At 70.1% G+C, this 14,740-nt stretch carries 13 protein-coding genes and 1 pseudogene; 7 read left to right on the forward strand and 7 right to left on the reverse strand.

The window, feature by feature from the left end:
• Window positions 1-10 precede the first annotated feature (10 nt).
• Window positions 11-469: a hypothetical protein gene (locus OV427_RS03970; RefSeq protein WP_267854775.1), complete on the reverse strand. Its 459-nt coding sequence runs from the start codon at window positions 467-469 to the stop codon at window positions 11-13.
• Window positions 470-669: 200 nt separating this feature from the next.
• Here OV427_RS03970 and OV427_RS03975 point away from each other — a divergent pair, with 200 nt between their 5' ends.
• Genes OV427_RS03975 through OV427_RS04000 form a run of 6 tightly spaced genes read left to right on the forward strand, consistent with a single transcriptional unit; the run spans window position 670 to window position 8,716 of the window.
• Entirely contained in the window at window positions 670-2,154 is a 1,485-nt protein-coding gene (locus tag OV427_RS03975; RefSeq protein ID WP_267854776.1) for a hypothetical protein, read from the forward strand.
• A 43-nt stretch (window positions 2,155-2,197) separates the two neighbouring features.
• Window positions 2,198-3,565 (forward strand): WGR domain-containing protein, encoded by a 1,368-nt coding sequence (locus OV427_RS03980; protein ID WP_267854777.1) that lies wholly within the window; start codon window positions 2,198-2,200, stop codon window positions 3,563-3,565.
• 6 nt (window positions 3,566-3,571) lie between these two features.
• Window positions 3,572-4,720, forward strand: coding sequence for a TIGR02996 domain-containing protein (locus tag OV427_RS03985; RefSeq protein WP_267854778.1), 1,149 nt, complete (start codon window positions 3,572-3,574; stop codon window positions 4,718-4,720).
• A 33-nt stretch (window positions 4,721-4,753) separates the two neighbouring features.
• Window positions 4,754-6,106: a WGR domain-containing protein gene (locus OV427_RS03990; RefSeq protein WP_267854779.1), complete on the forward strand. Its 1,353-nt coding sequence runs from the start codon at window positions 4,754-4,756 to the stop codon at window positions 6,104-6,106.
• 24 nt (window positions 6,107-6,130) lie between these two features.
• Window positions 6,131-7,564 (forward strand): TIGR02996 domain-containing protein, encoded by a 1,434-nt coding sequence (locus OV427_RS03995; protein ID WP_267854780.1) that lies wholly within the window; start codon window positions 6,131-6,133, stop codon window positions 7,562-7,564.
• Between the two features lie 6 nt (window positions 7,565-7,570).
• Window positions 7,571-8,716, forward strand: coding sequence for an STM4014 family protein (locus OV427_RS04000; RefSeq protein WP_267854781.1), 1,146 nt, complete (start codon window positions 7,571-7,573; stop codon window positions 8,714-8,716).
• Here the strand turns inward: OV427_RS04000 and OV427_RS04005 are convergent.
• The 6 genes and pseudogenes from OV427_RS04005 to OV427_RS04030 all read right to left on the reverse strand — a co-directional run bounded on the left by OV427_RS04005 (window position 8,705) and on the right by OV427_RS04030 (window position 13,646).
• Window positions 8,705-9,598, reverse strand: a complete 894-nt coding sequence (locus OV427_RS04005) for an STM4011 family radical SAM protein (RefSeq protein ID WP_267854782.1) — start codon at window positions 9,596-9,598, stop codon at window positions 8,705-8,707. The two genes, OV427_RS04000 and OV427_RS04005, sit on opposite strands and share 12 nt — an antisense overlap.
• Window positions 9,595-10,911, reverse strand: coding sequence for an STM4012 family radical SAM protein (locus OV427_RS04010; RefSeq protein ID WP_267854783.1), 1,317 nt, complete (start codon window positions 10,909-10,911; stop codon window positions 9,595-9,597). Before OV427_RS04010 ends, OV427_RS04005 begins: the two co-directional genes overlap by 4 nt.
• Window positions 10,908-11,716, reverse strand: a pseudogene (locus OV427_RS04015) (STM4013/SEN3800 family hydrolase). The gene OV427_RS04010 and the pseudogene OV427_RS04015 overlap by 4 nt, the downstream one beginning before the upstream one ends.
• Window positions 11,707-12,390, reverse strand: coding sequence for an HAD family hydrolase (locus OV427_RS04020; protein ID WP_267854784.1), 684 nt, complete (start codon window positions 12,388-12,390; stop codon window positions 11,707-11,709). Before OV427_RS04020 ends, OV427_RS04015 begins: the two are co-directional and overlap by 10 nt.
• 117 nt (window positions 12,391-12,507) lie before the next feature.
• On the reverse strand, window positions 12,508-13,074 hold the full coding sequence (locus tag OV427_RS04025) for a DUF2007 domain-containing protein (RefSeq protein ID WP_267863356.1): 567 nt from the start codon (window positions 13,072-13,074) through the stop codon (window positions 12,508-12,510).
• Window positions 13,075-13,127: 53 nt separating this feature from the next.
• A complete protein-coding gene (locus OV427_RS04030) occupies window positions 13,128-13,646 on the reverse strand; it encodes an MBL fold metallo-hydrolase (RefSeq protein ID WP_267854785.1) in 519 nt (172 codons plus the stop codon).
• A gap of 148 nt (window positions 13,647-13,794) precedes the next feature.
• On the opposite strand from OV427_RS04030, the gene OV427_RS04035 reads away from it, so the two are divergent.
• Window positions 13,795-14,730 (forward strand): LysR family transcriptional regulator, encoded by a 936-nt coding sequence (locus tag OV427_RS04035; protein WP_267854786.1) that lies wholly within the window; start codon window positions 13,795-13,797, stop codon window positions 14,728-14,730.
• Window positions 14,731-14,740: the final 10 nt, after the last annotated feature.

The raw sequence follows: 14,740 nt of genomic DNA on the forward strand, positions 1-14,740 counted from the left end.
TCGAGACGGCTCAGCCGTCGAGTGCCTCGCGTTTGGCTTCGCGAGGCAACAGGCCGATGAACTCGTAGATGAAGGCGCCCTGGTCGGTGACGTCGACGGTGCAGGCCCCCGCGCGTGAGAGCTCCTCGAGCGCGGCCTTGGCTTCGGTGAAGGAGAGGTCACTCTCAGCCGCCACCTCGGCGATGGTGACGCGGCCATCATGTTGCTGCGCGCAAGCGAGGACCGCCTTCTCGATGTCGCGAGGGGACCTGGCGGGGAGCTGTTCCACATCGAGCCGCTCCCTCAGCTCCGGCGGCAGCTTCGCGCGCCGTGCGGCACGGATGAGCGCTGCGCCTCCGAGGGCGCATGCGGTGGCGAGAACGAACCCCACGGCGGTGTTCTCCGTCGTGCCCTTGCGCAGGTTGTCGATTTCCGCGGCGTAGCCCACGAGCCCGAAGATGACGAGAAACCAACCGGCGAAACTCCGCATGCACCCCTCACCGCAACGGGGCGGACCATCCTGCCCCGCGCCTTTTCATAGCAGAGATTCCGCTCCGCCACGGACGCACGGCCACGCGCACCACGGGTGGGAGCATGCTGCCGCGAACGACTGCTAAGCTCCATGCCACTCCCACGGAGCGTGCGACGGGGCCGGGACCTGCGTCCCCCTTCCACCTGAGCGAACACCCCATGAGCGCGGAGCTGCGAGGACCCCAGGATGCGGAGCGCTGGCTGTGCGCGGGGCTGTGCCTTGCCCGGCAGGAAGGCCCCAGCCCGGAGTCGCTGACGGCCTCCGTCCCATGGCTCCTGGCCACACTCTCCGAGCTACCGGACCTGCCCCCTCCGGCCCTGGTCGCCGACCTCGGGCGGCTCGTCGCGGGCGTGCCGCTCTCCCCCACCCTGCCCGTCCCGGACACGCTGCCCCGCCTGCGCGCCGCGGTGCGCGCCTACGACGACCACGTCCTCGCACGACTCGCCGCCGAGCCCCACCTGGACGCCGTGTCCTCCGCCCTGGCCCGCCTCCCCGAACCGCTCCGCCCCCGGGGCGTAGCCTTCCTCGCCGCGCGAGTGCTGACACGGCTCGGCTTCTCGGCGGGCACCGCCCTGAGCCCGGCGCTCGCGCGACGCGTCCTGGAGCGCCCCCCGGGCGAACTGCTGCACGCAGGCTACACGGCGCTCCGTGAGCCCGGAGCCGGCGCCGCGCTGGAGCGACTGGCCGAAGGCTACGAGGCGCTGGCGAGCGCGGCCCGCCGGGCCCAGGCGCTCCTCGGCGACACGGAGGCCTTCACGCTGGAGAACCTGGAGCACCTCCAGGGCAAGGCGCAGCGCCTCGCGTTGGAGCAGGCAGTGGAGGCCGCGGAGGCGCTGTCCCGCACGCTGCCACCGAAGCTGCGCGCGCGCCCCGTCTCCTCCGGCCCCACCCCGACGACGTTGGAGGACGAGGCCGCCTTCCCGCAGGGCGGCTTCGCCTCCGTGTCCAACGTGGGCAGCCTGGAGAACCTCGTCACCTCCGAGCTGGTCTACATGGAGGACGAGCCCACCCTGGACCTGTTCGACGTGCGCTACGTGGAGGGCGAATTGCTCTACTACACGCGCGACGAGAGCGTCGCGGTGCGCCGTCGCCGCGTCATCACCTTCGCCCTGCTGCCGGGCCTGGTGGACGCGCGGGTGAAGGACGCGGGAGTGCGCTGGCAGCGCGCCGTGGTGGCGTTGGGGCAGGTGCTGTGCCTCGTGCGCCGGCTCTCCACGTGGCTCACGGCCGAGGACCTCCGCTTCCGCGTCGTCTTCGTCCAGGACGACAAGGGCCAGTCCCCCCTGGAGGCGGAACGCGGCCTCTGCGAATTGCTCCTGCGCGAATGGCGAGAGCGGGGCACCGCCGAGGTGCTCACCGCCCCCGACCTGGCCACCCTCCTCTCCGAGGCGTCGGCGAGCACGAAGCGCTCCCGGGTGGACGTGCTCCTCGTGGATGCGGCACGCCAGGGCTCGCACGACACCTTGGAGGCCGACGCCCGGGTGGGCCTCCAGGTGGTGGACCTGAGCGGGCCGTCCCCCCACGTGCGCGTCCTGGGCGGCAAGGCGGTGGCGCGCGAGGGCCCCACGGAGGGCACCCCGCCCGAGTCCCCGTGGGAGGCCTGGACTGGCACGACGCTTGAGCTTGCGCGGAGCCTTCTCTAGCGTCCGGTCCGGGACGCGCCACGACGGCGCGCGGAGGACGGCCATGCCGCGGTACGAGTTCAAGGAAGGCAGCTCCAACAAGTTCTGGGAGATCTCCCTCTCGGGGACCTCTTTCACCACGCGCTGGGGCCGCATCGGCACGGACGGACAGGAGAAGACGCAGTCCTTCAGCGACACCGCCACCGCGAAGAAGGAGTACGACAAGCTCGTCCGCGAGAAGGAGAAGAAGGGCTACGAGCTCGTCGGCGACGGTGAGGGCGACGAGGACGGTGACGGCGAGGCGGGCGAGAGCGCCTCCAACCCGGAGCTGGAGGCCACCATCTTCTCCAACCCGGACAACGCGGACGCGTACCTCGTCTACGGCGACTGGCTCCAGCGACAGGGCGACCCGCGCGGTGAGCTCATCGCCCTCCAGCACGCGGCGCTCCAGGCCAGCGGCGACGAGGCCGCCAACCTCAAGAAGCAGATTGCGAAGCACCTCAAGAGCTTCAAGGACGCGCTGCTCGGGGACCTGGCGGACGCGCTGGACGAGGAGGAGCTGAAGGTGGAGTGGCACCTGGGCTTCATCCGCTCCGCGAGGGTGGGCCAGAAGGACTACGACTCGGACCGCGACATCGCAGAGCTGGTGAAGGAGCTGCTCGCCCACCCCTCGGCGCGCTTCATCCGCGGGCTCACCATCGGCATGGCGCACTTCGACGACGAGAACGACTACGGCGACGTCATCACGGCCCTCACCGAGGCCCTGGACGGACTGGGCGGCTCGAAGACGCTCCAGAACCTGTTCATCGGCGACTTCGAGTTCCCGGACGACACGGAGATCTCCTGGTCGCACCTCCATGACATCTCTGCCCTCTACAAGCTGCTGCCCGACCTGCGCTCACTGCGCCTGCGCGGCGGCTCGCTGGAGCTGGGGAAGGTCGACCTGCCGGAGCTGCGCGAGTTCACCGTCGAGACGGGCGGCCTGCCCCTGTCCGCGGTGAAGTCCATCGCTTCCGCGAAGTGGCCGAAGCTGGAGCGGCTGGAGGTCTGGTTCGGTCAGGACAACTACGGCGGAGAGGGCGGCGTGGAGGACATCCAGCCCATCCTCGACGGCAAGGGCCTGCCCGCCCTCAAGTCGCTGGGCCTGTGCAACGCGGAGTTCGTCGATGAGCTCTGCAAGGTGCTGCCGAAGGCGAAGGTGCTGCCTCGGCTGGAGCGGTTGGATCTCTCGCAAGGCACCATGTCCGACGAGGGCGCGCGCATCCTCGCGGAGAGCGCGGCGGCCTTCGCCCACCTCAAGCACCTGGACTTCACCCGGAACACGCTCACCGACGAGGGCGAGCGCGCGGTGGCGAAGCTGTGCCCCAGCGTGAGCGCGGGCAACCAGCGCGACTACGACGAGGACTATCGCTACTCGGCGGTCGGCGAGTAGCGCCTCATGCCACGCTCCGACAGCGCCTCCAACCCGGAGTTGGAGGCCTCCATCCTCCAGGCCCCGGACAACGCGGACGCATACCTCGTCTACGGCGACTGGCTGCAGCGCCAGGGCGACCCGCGCGGTGAGCTCATCGCCCTCCAGCACGCGGCAATGCGGGCCCGTGGCGACGAAGCCCGGAAGCTCAAGGAGGAGGTCTCCGCCTTCATCGGGGCCCACCGGGCAACGCTGCTCGGGGAACTGGCGGATGCGCTGGACGAGGCGGAGCTCGAGGACGACCTCGCCGTGGAGTGGCACCTGGGCTTCATCCGCACCGCGCGGGTGGGCCAGAAGGACCAGTACTCCGGCCGTGACATCGCGGGGCTGGTGAAGCAGTTGCTAACCCACCCCTCCACGCGCTTCCTTCGGGGGCTCACCATCGGAATGGCGAGCTTCGAGCCCCCGAACGACTACCTCGACGTCATCAAGGCCCTCATCGAAGCGCTGCGCGAGCGGGGCGGCTCGAAGACCTTGCAGCACCTGTTCATTGGCGACTTCCAGTACCCGGAAGAGGTGCGGATGTCCGGGTCCTTCCTCGGTGACCTCCGGCCCCTCTACGCGCTGCTTCCCGACCTGCGCTCGCTGCGCCTGCGCGGCAGCGAAGCGGTGCTGGGAAACATCGACGTGCCGGAGCTGCGCGAGTTCACCCTGGAAACGACCTGCTTGAGCCCGCACGCGGCGAAGGCCATTGCCGCCGCGAAGTGGCCGAAGTTGGAGCGGCTGGAGGTCTGGTTCGGAGCGAACAGCTACATCCAAGGAAGCGTCATCGAGGACATCCAGCCCATCCTCGACGGCCAGGGCCTGCCTGGCCTCAAGTCGTTGGGCCTGTGCAACGCGGAGTTCATCGACGCGCTGTGCGCGCTGCTGCCGAAGGCGAAGGTGCTCTCCCAGCTCGAGCAGCTGGACTTGTCCCGGGGCCTGATGTCCGACGAGGGCGCACGCATCCTCGCGAAGAACGCCGCAGCCTTCGCGCACCTCGCGCACCTCGACGTCACACAGAACACGCTCACCGGCGAGGGCACAGGTCTGATAGCGACGCTGTGCCCCAGCGTGAGCACGGGCGACCAGCGCGAATTCGACCAGGACTACCGCTACGTGGCGGTCGGCGAATAACCACACCCGCATCACCCTTCAGGGGGACACACCATGCCGCGCTTCGAAATGAAGGAAGGCACCTCGAACAAGTTCTGGGAAATCACCCAGGACGAAGCCGTCCTCACCACCCGCTGGGGCCGCATCGGCACGGACGGCCAGGAGAAGACCCAGACCTTCAAGCACGGCTACGAAGCGGGGGCCTCGTACCGGAAGCAGATCGCCGAGAAGGAGGCGAAGGGCTACACGCGCGTGAAGCCGACGGACACCGCCCCCAAGCCGAAGGTCAACAAGGAGCTGGAGGCCGCCATCCTCAACGCTCCCGAGGCCGCGGAGGGCTACCTCGTCTACGGAGACTGGTTCCAGTCCCAGGGCGACCCCCGGGGTGAGCTCATCGCCCTCCAGCACGCGCTGTCGCAGGCGAAGGGCGCGGAGGCCACCGCCCTCAAGCGCAAGGCGGCCGCACTGCTCAAGAAGCACCAGGACGTGCTGCTGGGCGCGCCCCTCGCGAAGATGCTCGAGGACAAGACGCTGACCATCGGCTGGCACCTGGGCTTCATCCGGAGCGCCCGCCTGGCCGTCGCACGCTATGGCGAGGACCCGGAGTTCAACGTCGACGAGGGGCTGAAGATCCTCCTCGCGCACCCGTCCGCGCGCTTCCTCCAGGAGGTGACCCTCGGACTGGCGAGCAACGAGGGAGAGAACGAGTACCACGACCTCATCAAGCTCGTCGCGAAGTCCGCGCCCAGGTCGGTGCGCAAGGTGTTCATCGGCGACTACGTGTTCCCGGACGAGACGGAGATCTCCTGGACGGAAGTGGGCAGCGTCGCGCCGCTGTACAAGGCCCTGCCCCAGCTGCGCTCGCTCCACCTGCGCGGCGGTGACGTGAGCCTGGGGAAGATCGACCTGCCGGAGCTGCGCGAGTTCACGATGGAGTCGGGCGGCCTGGACCGGGGCTCGGTGAAGTCCATCGCCGCCGCGAACTGGCCGAAGCTGGAGCGACTGGAGGTCTGGTTCGGCGCGGAGGAGTACGGCGCGGGCGGCAATGTGAAGTCCATCCAGCCCATCCTCGACGCCCAGGGCCTGCCGGAGCTCAAGCACCTGGGCCTGTGCAACGCCGAGTTCACCAATGAGCTCGTCGAGGCGCTGCCGAAGTCGAAGGTGCTCAAGCAGCTCGAGACGCTGGACTTGTCCCGGGGCACGCTCACGGACAAGGGCGCGGAGATGCTGCTGGCGAACGCGGCGGCCTTCAAGCACCTCAAGCGCCTGGACCTCACCCAGAACCTGCTCAGCGCCAAGGTCGCGAAGTCGCTGGCGAAGCTGTGCTCGGACGTGGCGCTCGGCCACCAGCGCCACGACGACTCCGACGAGGACGACGACCACCGCTACGTCGCGGTGGGCGAGTAGCTCCGCCGGACTCCCGGAGGCGCCATGGCGAGATTCGAGCTCAGGCAGGGCGACTCCGGCGAGTTCTGGGAGATCCACCTCGACTGGGGTGGCCCGTTGGGCATCGTCACCACGTACCGGCGCCACATCCTCCAGGACGATGTCCGGCCGGCCGTCCTCACCACCCGCTGGGGCCGCATCGGCACGGAGGGCGAGGCGGAGACGCGCCAGGTCTCCCGCGTCCAGGCACATCACCTGTACAGTGAGCTGATCCGGGAGAAGCAGGCGCGGGGCTTCACCCGGGTGAAGGGGGTGGACACCGGGCCCGCGCCGAAGTCCCACCCGGAGCTGGAGGCCGCCATCCTCCACGCCCCCGAGGCCGCGGAGGGCTACCTCGTCTATGGTGACTGGCTCCAGGCCCAGGGAGACCCGCACGGCGAGCTCATCGCCATCCAGCACGCCCTGTTCCAGGCCTACGAAGCCATCAGCCATGACGGCGCCTCGGGCGAAGAGGCCCGTCGCCTGGAACTGAAGGTGGCCGAAGTACTCCGTACACACTGGGGCGTGCTGCTGGGCCATGCGCTGGCGGATGCCAACGTGGAGAGCATGCTGTCGGTGTGGTGGCGACTGGGCTTCATCCACGGCGCCAGAGTGGAGAACCTGGGCAGAGCCCCCTCCAACGCGCCAAGCGTCGAGGAGGTGCTGGAACTACTGCTCGCCCACCCGTCCGCGCGGTTCCTCCAGGAGCTGACCCTCGGCCCCGTGGGCAGCAGGAGGGGAGACCACGACTTTCAACCGCTCATCCGGGTCATCGCGAAGGCCGCGCCCCGGGCCCTGCGAACACTCGTTGTCGGCGACGTCGCCGATGACGATCCCAAATACGACTCGCCCATCTCCTCGAGCTTCGTGGGCGACCTGACCCCGCTCTACCCCGCGCTTCCCCAGCTCCGCTCGCTGCGGCTGGTGGGCAGGGAAATCAAGCTGGGGGCCATCGACCTGCCGGAGCTGCGGACGTTCCGGCTGGAGTCGACCGCACTGTCCCGGGAGGCCGTGAGGTCCATCGCTGGCGCGAGCTGGCCGAAGCTGGAGCGGCTGGCGGTCTGGTTCGGCAGCAGGGCCCACGGCGCTGGGGGCGGAGTGGACGACCTGCAGCCCCTCCTCGACGCGCGAGGTGTGCCGGAGCTGCGGCACCTGGGCCTGTGCAACGCGACATTCACGGATGCGCTGTGCGAGGCCCTGCCGCAGTCAAAGGTGCTGGAGCAGCTCCACACGCTGGACCTGTCCAAAGGCACGATGACGGAGGCAGGGGCGGAGCGGCTCGTGGCGAATGCGGCGGCCTTCAAGCACCTCAAGCGCCTGATCGTCACCGAGAACCTGCTTGGCTCCGGCGCCGTCGAGCAGTTGGCGAAGCTGTGTCCGGACGTGCAGCGCATGCACCAGCGCAGCAGTTACTTTCGCGAAGTGAGCGTGACCGAGTAGCGGCGCATGATGGCACCTCCCTTCATCCTCATCGGCAACGCGGAGAACCGGCGCGTCACCCTCTTCCAGGAGGCGCTGGAGCGCCAGGGCCAGGCCCCCGCACGGGTGGTGCCCTGGGTGGACTTCCTCTCCACCCCGGGGATTCTCGCGGACCTGCCGGACACGGAGGCGTTGGTCCGCATCGATTCGGCGGGAGAGAGCTGGGAGGTGGAGAAGGCGCTGCTCCGGCGCGGCTCCGTGGACGCGGAGGAGGACGACTGCACGCACCTCACGCCAGCGGAGGTGGACGCCCTGGAGGATGACCACGGGCGCATCCTCTGCCCCCGGCAGTACCACCTGGGCTTCCTGAAGACGCTCACGGAGCTGCAAGGCATCTTCGCGGCGCACCCGCGCTGGCGCATCCTCCAGTCGCCCGCGAGCATCTCCGACCTCTTCGACAAGCGCATCACCTCGCGGAAGTACGCCTCGCTCGGCGTGCCGGTGCCCGAGCCGCTGGACGGCGTGACGGACCCGGAGTCCCTGCGCCAGCGGATGCGGGAGCAGGACTGCCGCGAGGTGTTCGTGAAGGTTTCCTGCGGCTCGTCGGCGTCATGCCTGGCCATCTACCGCCGGGGGCGCACCCGGGACACGCTGGTCACCACCATCGAGCAGGCGGCGACGGGCTGGTACAACTCGCTGAAGGTGCGCCGCATCGACGAGCCCGCGCGCGTGGACGAGGTGCTGGGCTTCCTCCTTGCCGAGGGCTCGCAGGTAGAGCACTCGATTCCCAAGGCCCGGCTGGGCGGTGACTACTTCGACTGCCGGGTGCTGATGGTGCGCGGCGAGCCGGCCTTCACGGTGGTGCGGCAGAGCCGGCATCCGATTACCAACCTGCACCTGGGCGGCTGGCGCGGGGACCTGGACGAGCTGCGCGCCGCGGTACCGCCGAACGAGTGGGAAGACGCCATGGAGAGCTGCCGCACCGTGGCGCGCGCCCACGACTGCCTGCACGTGGGCATCGACCTGATGTTCGAGGACTACTTCACCGGGCACCGCGTGCTGGAGGCCAACGCCTTCGGAGACCTGCTCCCCAACCTGCGCCGCGACGGCCTCACCGTGTACGAGTGGGAGATTCGAGAAGCGCTGCGAGCCCTTCCCACCTCAGGCCCGTGAGCCGGGAGCGGGCAGCGGGCCCTTCCACGGCGGCGACACGGGCACGCGCTCCAGGATGCCGGAGCCGAAGACGCGGTCCAGCTCCAGGTACTCCAGGTGCACGTAGCCGATGTGGCACCCGCACGTGGCCTTCGAGCACGCACGCGGCTTCAGCGCCGCGTCGAAGTCCGGCGTGTAGATGTTCCCAATCGGCTCGTCGATGAAGTGGCACCGGCGCGCGGTGCCCTCGCCGTCCACGGAGATGACGGACTCGCCGCCCCGGCACGCGCGGCCCAGGCTGGGGTGGCGTGTGTTGTTGACGGGGAAGAGCGGGTCCACGCGGGTGAAGCGCGCGACGTCTTCGGGTGTGTAGGGCTCCTCCTGCCCGTCCTTCACCGCGTTGATCCACAGGTACGTGTCGGGGGGCAGCTCGCCGCGCAGGCCTTCCGCCTCCTCGGCGAAGCGGACGAAGCCCACCATGCCGGCGCTGTGCCGCACGCCAAGCGTGGACAGCTTCTCGCACTGGGCCACGAAGCGGCGGCGCTTCATCCACTCGGGGTGGTACGTCGCCCAGATGCCCAGCTTCTCCACGTTGCAGCGCTCCACCCAGTCCAGCGTGCAGGAGAGGTTCGTCTGCACGGCGGCCTTCTCCACGTGCTCCAGGTGGGTCAGCCGCGCGAGCGCCTCCTGGTACCAGGGCCAGATGAGCGCCTCGCCCCACGGCGTGAAGAAGACGGAGAGGCGCAGGTCGGTGCGCGACTCCACCCACGCCATGAAGCGCGCCAGGTCCTCGCGGTCCTTGGCGAGCTCCTCCTCGCTCTGCTTCCACTTGCCGAAGGGGCAGTACTCGCAGCCGTAGTTGCAGCTGGACAACGGGCCCCGGTAGAGCACGGTGAGCTTCATCGCCAGGCGTACTCCTGCATCATGTCCCGCACCTGCTCCGAGTGCAGCCAGGGGCCAATCAAGTCCGAGCGCTCCACGCCCGCCCCGGTGAGCCGCAACACGCCGTCCACCCGCCTCCCCAGCCCGTGCGCCTCCAGCTCCAGCAGCTCGGGGAAGTCCGCCAGCGCGTCGGTGCAGAAGCGCTGCCGGTACGCGGCCAGGTCCACGCCCTCCGCCAGCAGCGACAGGAGCATGTAGCGCCGCCGCCGCTCCTCGGTGTCCAGCCGGAAGCCGTAGCCCACCTCGCCGAAGGACGCCTCGGTGCGCTCGCTGTACGCGGCGATGATGTTGCGCACCTCGCGCGAGCCCACCGCGTACTCGGACGAGTAGTGCACGCCGCCGGTGTACGAGCGCGCCCCGCAGCCCAGGCCCACCATGCCGTCCTCCTGGCAGCGGTACACCGGGCCGCCCAGGTCCGGTGCGTGCTTCGCGCGGAACATGCGCATGGAGACCTGCGAGTAGCCCTGGGACAGGAGGAACTCGCGGCCGGCGCGGTAGAGCGACAGGCGCAGGTCGTCCCACGCGCGGGCCTTCTTGCCGAGGAACGTCAGCGGCCGCACGTAGAGCGGATAGAGGTACAGCTCCTCGGGGTTGAAGCGGAGGGCGGCGCGCAGGGAGTAGAGGAAGCTCTCCACCGTCTGCCCCTCCATCCCGTAGATGAGGTCGATGTTGAGCGTGGGGAAGCCCGTGGAGCGGATGAGGTCCAGCGCGGCCTCGACCTGGGCCGTCTGCTGCGGGCGCTTCACCGCGGCGACCTCCGCATCCAGGAAGCTCTGCACACCGATGCTCACCCGGTCCGTGCCGCGCGAGCGCAGCGCGCGGAGCTTCTCCGCGTCCACCGTCTCCGGCGACACCTCCACGCCCACGGGGATGCCCTTCAGGTCCGCGCCCAGGACGCCTTCCATGAGGTCGAACACGGTGTGCAGGCCGCGCACGTCGAGCAGCGTCGGTGTACCGCCGCCCAGCGCGGCGCGAGCGAAGCTGGCCGTGCCCAGTGCCTCCTTCACCCGGCGCGTCTCGCGGCCGAGCGCGGCGAGGTACCCGTCCACCACGTCCTGCTTGGGGCCTGCGGCGGTGAAGAGGTTGCAGAAGCCGCAGCGCATCTCGCAGAAGGGCACGTGGACGTAGAGGAACAGCGCGTCGCGCCGCTCCTCCGCCCAGACGGACTCCAGGGGGAGCGCGGGGGTGAAGGGCCGGTAGGCCGTCTTGTGGGGGTAGCCGTAGAGGTACGCCACGTAGGGCGTCTCACCCAGCATCTGCTCCAGGCGCGTCATGGTGCGGTGTCTCGATTCAGCGGGAACTCGGCGTAGGGCACCGTCCAGACGACGGGGTGGCCCAGGCGATGGCCGGTATAGCCCTCCTCGCCATAGGCCGTCCCGTGGTCCGAGCAGACGATGCAGAAGGCAGGGCCCCGGCGCCGCAGGGCGGCGAAGAGGGGCGGAAGCTGGCGGTCCACGTACTCCAGCGCCGCGCCCTGCGAGGCGCGCGAGTCCTCGGTGGCCCCGGGCAGGTAGTGCCGGTTGGGCTGGTGCAGCGCGGACACGTTGATGAACAGGAAGACGCGCTGCTCGCGAGGCATTTCCTCCAGACGGCGCACGGCGAGGGCCACCTGGTGCTCCGTGGAGCGCGGGTCCGTCACGCCCAATTCGCGGCTCCAGTGGCTCTCCGCGAAGAGGCCGGGCAGCACGTTGCCCAGCGGGTTGCGCTTGTTGAAGAAGCCCACGCCGCCAATGCAGACGGTGTGGTACCCGCGCCCGGCCAGGCCCGTGACGAGGTCCGGCGCGTCGAGGACGCAGGTGCCCGGGGCCGTCGTCTCGCTTCCTCGAAGCGCATGGAGAACAGGCGCGGGTGGAGGCCGGGTGCGACGGGAGTGGGCAGGAAGCCGGCGAAGAAGGCGTGGTGCGCGGCGTAGGTGAAGCTGGCGGGCGAGTGGCGCTGCTCCCAGCGTCCCCCGGGCATCAGCGCGGTGAGGTTCGGCGTGCGGCCCTGCGCGGCCATTTCCTCGGCCACGTCGTAGCGGAGGGTGTCCAGCGTGAGGAAGAGCAGGTCGTGCGAGCCGACCACGGCGTTCATGTCCATCGCGCGAGCACCTCCGCGAGGGGCTTCGTGTCGCCGGTGATTCGCTCCACCGTGAAGGTGGGCGGAGGCAATCCGTGGGGCCACCGCCGGCCATGGGACACCCAGCACGTGGCCATGCCCAGGCGGGTGGCGCCGACGATGTCCCGCTCCGGGTCGTCACCGACGTGGAGCACGTCCTCGGGAGCGCGGTCCACCCGGGCGAGCGCCGCCTGGAAGATGCGCGCGTCGGGCTTCTCCGCGCCGACCTCGCCGGAGAGGAAGACGTCGGGCAGCAAGTGCATGAGCCCCGCGTGGTGCAGCTTCGCGCGCTGCACCCGGCCCGAGCCGTTGGACACCACGGCGACGGAAGCGCGCTTCCTCAGGTCCTCCACGAGCGCGAGGGTCCCCACGCTGGGAACGACGAGGTACGGCAGCAGGGAGGACATGTCGTCCCAGAGTTCCTCGGGTGACAGCCCCAGGCCGGGGAAGGCCTCCGTCACGCGACGGCAGAAGACGGTGCGGTCCGTGGAACCACGCCCGTCGAGCGCGTGCAGCTCGGCCACATCCGCGGCACGGCATGACTCCGGGAAGACGCGCGGGTGGCGGATGACGAGGTCTTCGACGTAGCTGGCGAAGGCGCCGGCACGGTCGATCAGCGTGTCATCCAGGTCGAAGAAGACGGCCCGGGGCCGCATCCAGGCACTCCTCCCAAAGGGCCCCGAGGATATGCCGCATCATCCCCATGGAACAGGGCCCATCCCCTACCCCGCTGCGCGGCGGAACGCGGGCGCTCCGGAATTCCGGGGTGCTCGTCAGCCCAGGATTCTTCGCAGCAGGACAGCGAGCGCCATGAAGAGGACGGGGCCGAACATGAGGAGCAGCACGCCCCAGGCGGCCAGCCTCCGGCGGTTGCTCCGTCGCGTCTCGCCCCCGGCAACCTGCCGCTCCGCGCAGTCCTCGCAGCGGGGCGAGCCCTGGGCGTCCTGCACATCGCAGCTCGCGCAGAGGAACGTGCCGCAGCGTCCGCACGTCAGGGTGGAGCGCTGGCCATGGACGGGGCACACCGCCTCCTCGGTGTCCGTGGCGCCCGGGCCCGCCTGGGAGGCGCGCTCCGCGGGGTCCTCCGCGGAAGCATCGAGAAGCGCCTGGGCCCGGTCGAGGTCGGCTGAGGCGACGAGCACGTTGACCTCGATGTATCCGCCCATCACGCCAAGCATGGCGCGGTGCTGCTCTCCCTGGACGACGCAGGGGATGCCGTGGGCCTCCAGCAGCGAGCGCAGCATGGCCGCTTCGGCCGAATCACCACAGCTCTTGAGGACGACGAGATTCGACGACGATTCCGGCTGGCTCAGGTACGGCCTCCCCTCACGGAGCCGCAGTGTAGCTTCGGCGGAAAGGGGCCGCCCAGCGACCCCGAGGACGACCCGGGCCGCTACCTGGAGAGGTCGATGGCCTCGCCCTCGCGCGGGAGCTGGAGGCGCCCGCCAACACCCGCCTTCTCCGCTCGCTGCTCCAGCGCCCTCACGGGCTCGCGGTAGTGGCCGAACGTGGTGTGGTGGATGGGAATGACGCGCCGGGGATTCAGCAGCGTGATGAGCTTCAGCGCTTCCTCCGCGTCCATGGACCGTCGTCCGAGCGGGCCATCGACACCCACCGCCCTCAGGATGACGGCGTCGAGCCGCCCGAGGTCCATGTCCGGAGGGTCCACGTAGCGCGCGACCTCCGCGTCGGGCGCTCCGGTGGACGGATGCTTTGGGAGCACGAACGCGCGCGGCCCCCGAGACCCCAGCATGGGGTCCGTCAGCAGTCGCAATCCGTCCCGCTCGAGGAGCACGGTGGGACCACCGAACCAGCGCAGCGTACCGGCAGCGGGCGGGCGCGCTCCCGTGCCGGCACAGGCAGTGAGCAGTGAAACCAGCGAGACAACGAGCCTCATCTTCCCGAACACCATGGCGGTCTTCCTCTCCGAGCACCGTGACGGAGCAATAGATGCGCTCGGGGCCTGCTCCCGTCGAACGACATGCGCGTTGACTCGCCATGCATTTCCGCATGGGGTGGGGACGCACCACGCATGGCATGTCTTCACGGGACCGGAACCGATGCTCGACTGGGATGACCTCCGCTTCTTCCTCGCCATCGCCCAGCACGGCAGCCTCTCGTCCGCCGCGCGCTCGCTGCGGGTGACGCAGCCCACGGTGGGACGGCGCCTGGACGCCCTGGAACGGAAGCTCGGCTCCAGGCTCTTCCAGCGGACGCCGTCGGGTTTCACCCTGACCGCCACCGGCGAAGGAATCCGCGCCCATGTCGAGCGCATGGAGCAGGACGCGCTCGCCGCCGAGCGCCGGGCCACCGGACGCGACATCGGCCTCTCCGGCACCGTGCGCGTGAGCACCACGGAGTGGCTCGCCAGCCACGTGCTCGGGCCGCTGCTCGTCCCGCTGGCCGAGCGACACCCCGCGCTCGGCATCGAACTGCACTCGGACGTGCGCCGGGTCAGCCTGACGCAGCGGGAAGCGGACCTCGCGCTGCGCGCCGTCCCCTTCGAGCAGCAGGACATCTTCCAGCGGAAGGTGGCCCGACTGGCCTTCGGCCTGTACGCGGCGGAGGACTACCTCGCGCGGCACGGAGCGCCGGACTTCTCGCGGCAGTGCGAGGGCCACGCGCTCGTCACCATGAGCGACGAGCAGGGCCCCATCGCCGACGTGGCCTGGCTGCGCACCCTCGCGAGTGGGGCGCGCATCGCCTTCCGCCTGAACAACCGCGACGTCCAGGCGCGCATGGCAGCGGCGGGCGCCGGGCTGGCCTGCCTGCCGCGCTGCCTGGGGGATGACGTGAAGGGCTTGAGACGACTCGCGACACCCACGCCTGCTCCCACGAGGGAGCTCTGGCTCGGCGTCCACGGAGACCTGCGTGGGACACCGCGCGTCAAGGAGGTGGCGGACTTCATCGCCCGGGAAATCCGGCGCCTGGGCCCCACCCTGAATCCGGAGGACGTGCCCCAGCCGTCACGCAGGCCCCGCCCACCGCGCACGTGAGCGTCCGGGG

This window comes from Pyxidicoccus sp. MSG2 (assembly GCF_026626705.1).
Taxonomy (GTDB): domain Bacteria; phylum Myxococcota; class Myxococcia; order Myxococcales; family Myxococcaceae; genus Myxococcus.

Excerpts from the sequence above, each read along its gene's own strand:
- OV427_RS03970 (WP_267854775.1), bottom strand. The coding sequence starts at position 469 with ATGCGGAGTTTCGCCGGTTGGTTTCTCGTCATCTTCGGGCTCGTGGGC.
- OV427_RS04005 (WP_267854782.1), bottom strand. The coding sequence starts at position 9,598 with ATGAAGCTCACCGTGCTCTACCGGGGCCCGTTGTCCAGCTGCAACTAC.
- OV427_RS04010 (WP_267854783.1), bottom strand. The coding sequence starts at position 10,911 with ATGACGCGCCTGGAGCAGATGCTGGGTGAGACGCCCTACGTGGCGTAC.
- OV427_RS03980 (WP_267854777.1), top strand. The coding sequence starts at position 2,198 with ATGCCGCGGTACGAGTTCAAGGAAGGCAGCTCCAACAAGTTCTGGGAG.
- OV427_RS04000 (WP_267854781.1), top strand. The coding sequence starts at position 7,571 with ATGATGGCACCTCCCTTCATCCTCATCGGCAACGCGGAGAACCGGCGC.
- OV427_RS04035 (WP_267854786.1), top strand. The coding sequence starts at position 13,795 with ATGCTCGACTGGGATGACCTCCGCTTCTTCCTCGCCATCGCCCAGCAC.
- OV427_RS04030 (WP_267854785.1), bottom strand. The coding sequence starts at position 13,646 with ATGGTGTTCGGGAAGATGAGGCTCGTTGTCTCGCTGGTTTCACTGCTC.
- OV427_RS03985 (WP_267854778.1), top strand. The coding sequence starts at position 3,572 with ATGCCACGCTCCGACAGCGCCTCCAACCCGGAGTTGGAGGCCTCCATC.
- OV427_RS04020 (WP_267854784.1), bottom strand. The coding sequence starts at position 12,390 with ATGCGGCCCCGGGCCGTCTTCTTCGACCTGGATGACACGCTGATCGAC.
- OV427_RS03995 (WP_267854780.1), top strand. The coding sequence starts at position 6,131 with ATGGCGAGATTCGAGCTCAGGCAGGGCGACTCCGGCGAGTTCTGGGAG.
- OV427_RS03990 (WP_267854779.1), top strand. The coding sequence starts at position 4,754 with ATGCCGCGCTTCGAAATGAAGGAAGGCACCTCGAACAAGTTCTGGGAA.
- OV427_RS03975 (WP_267854776.1), top strand. The coding sequence starts at position 670 with ATGAGCGCGGAGCTGCGAGGACCCCAGGATGCGGAGCGCTGGCTGTGC.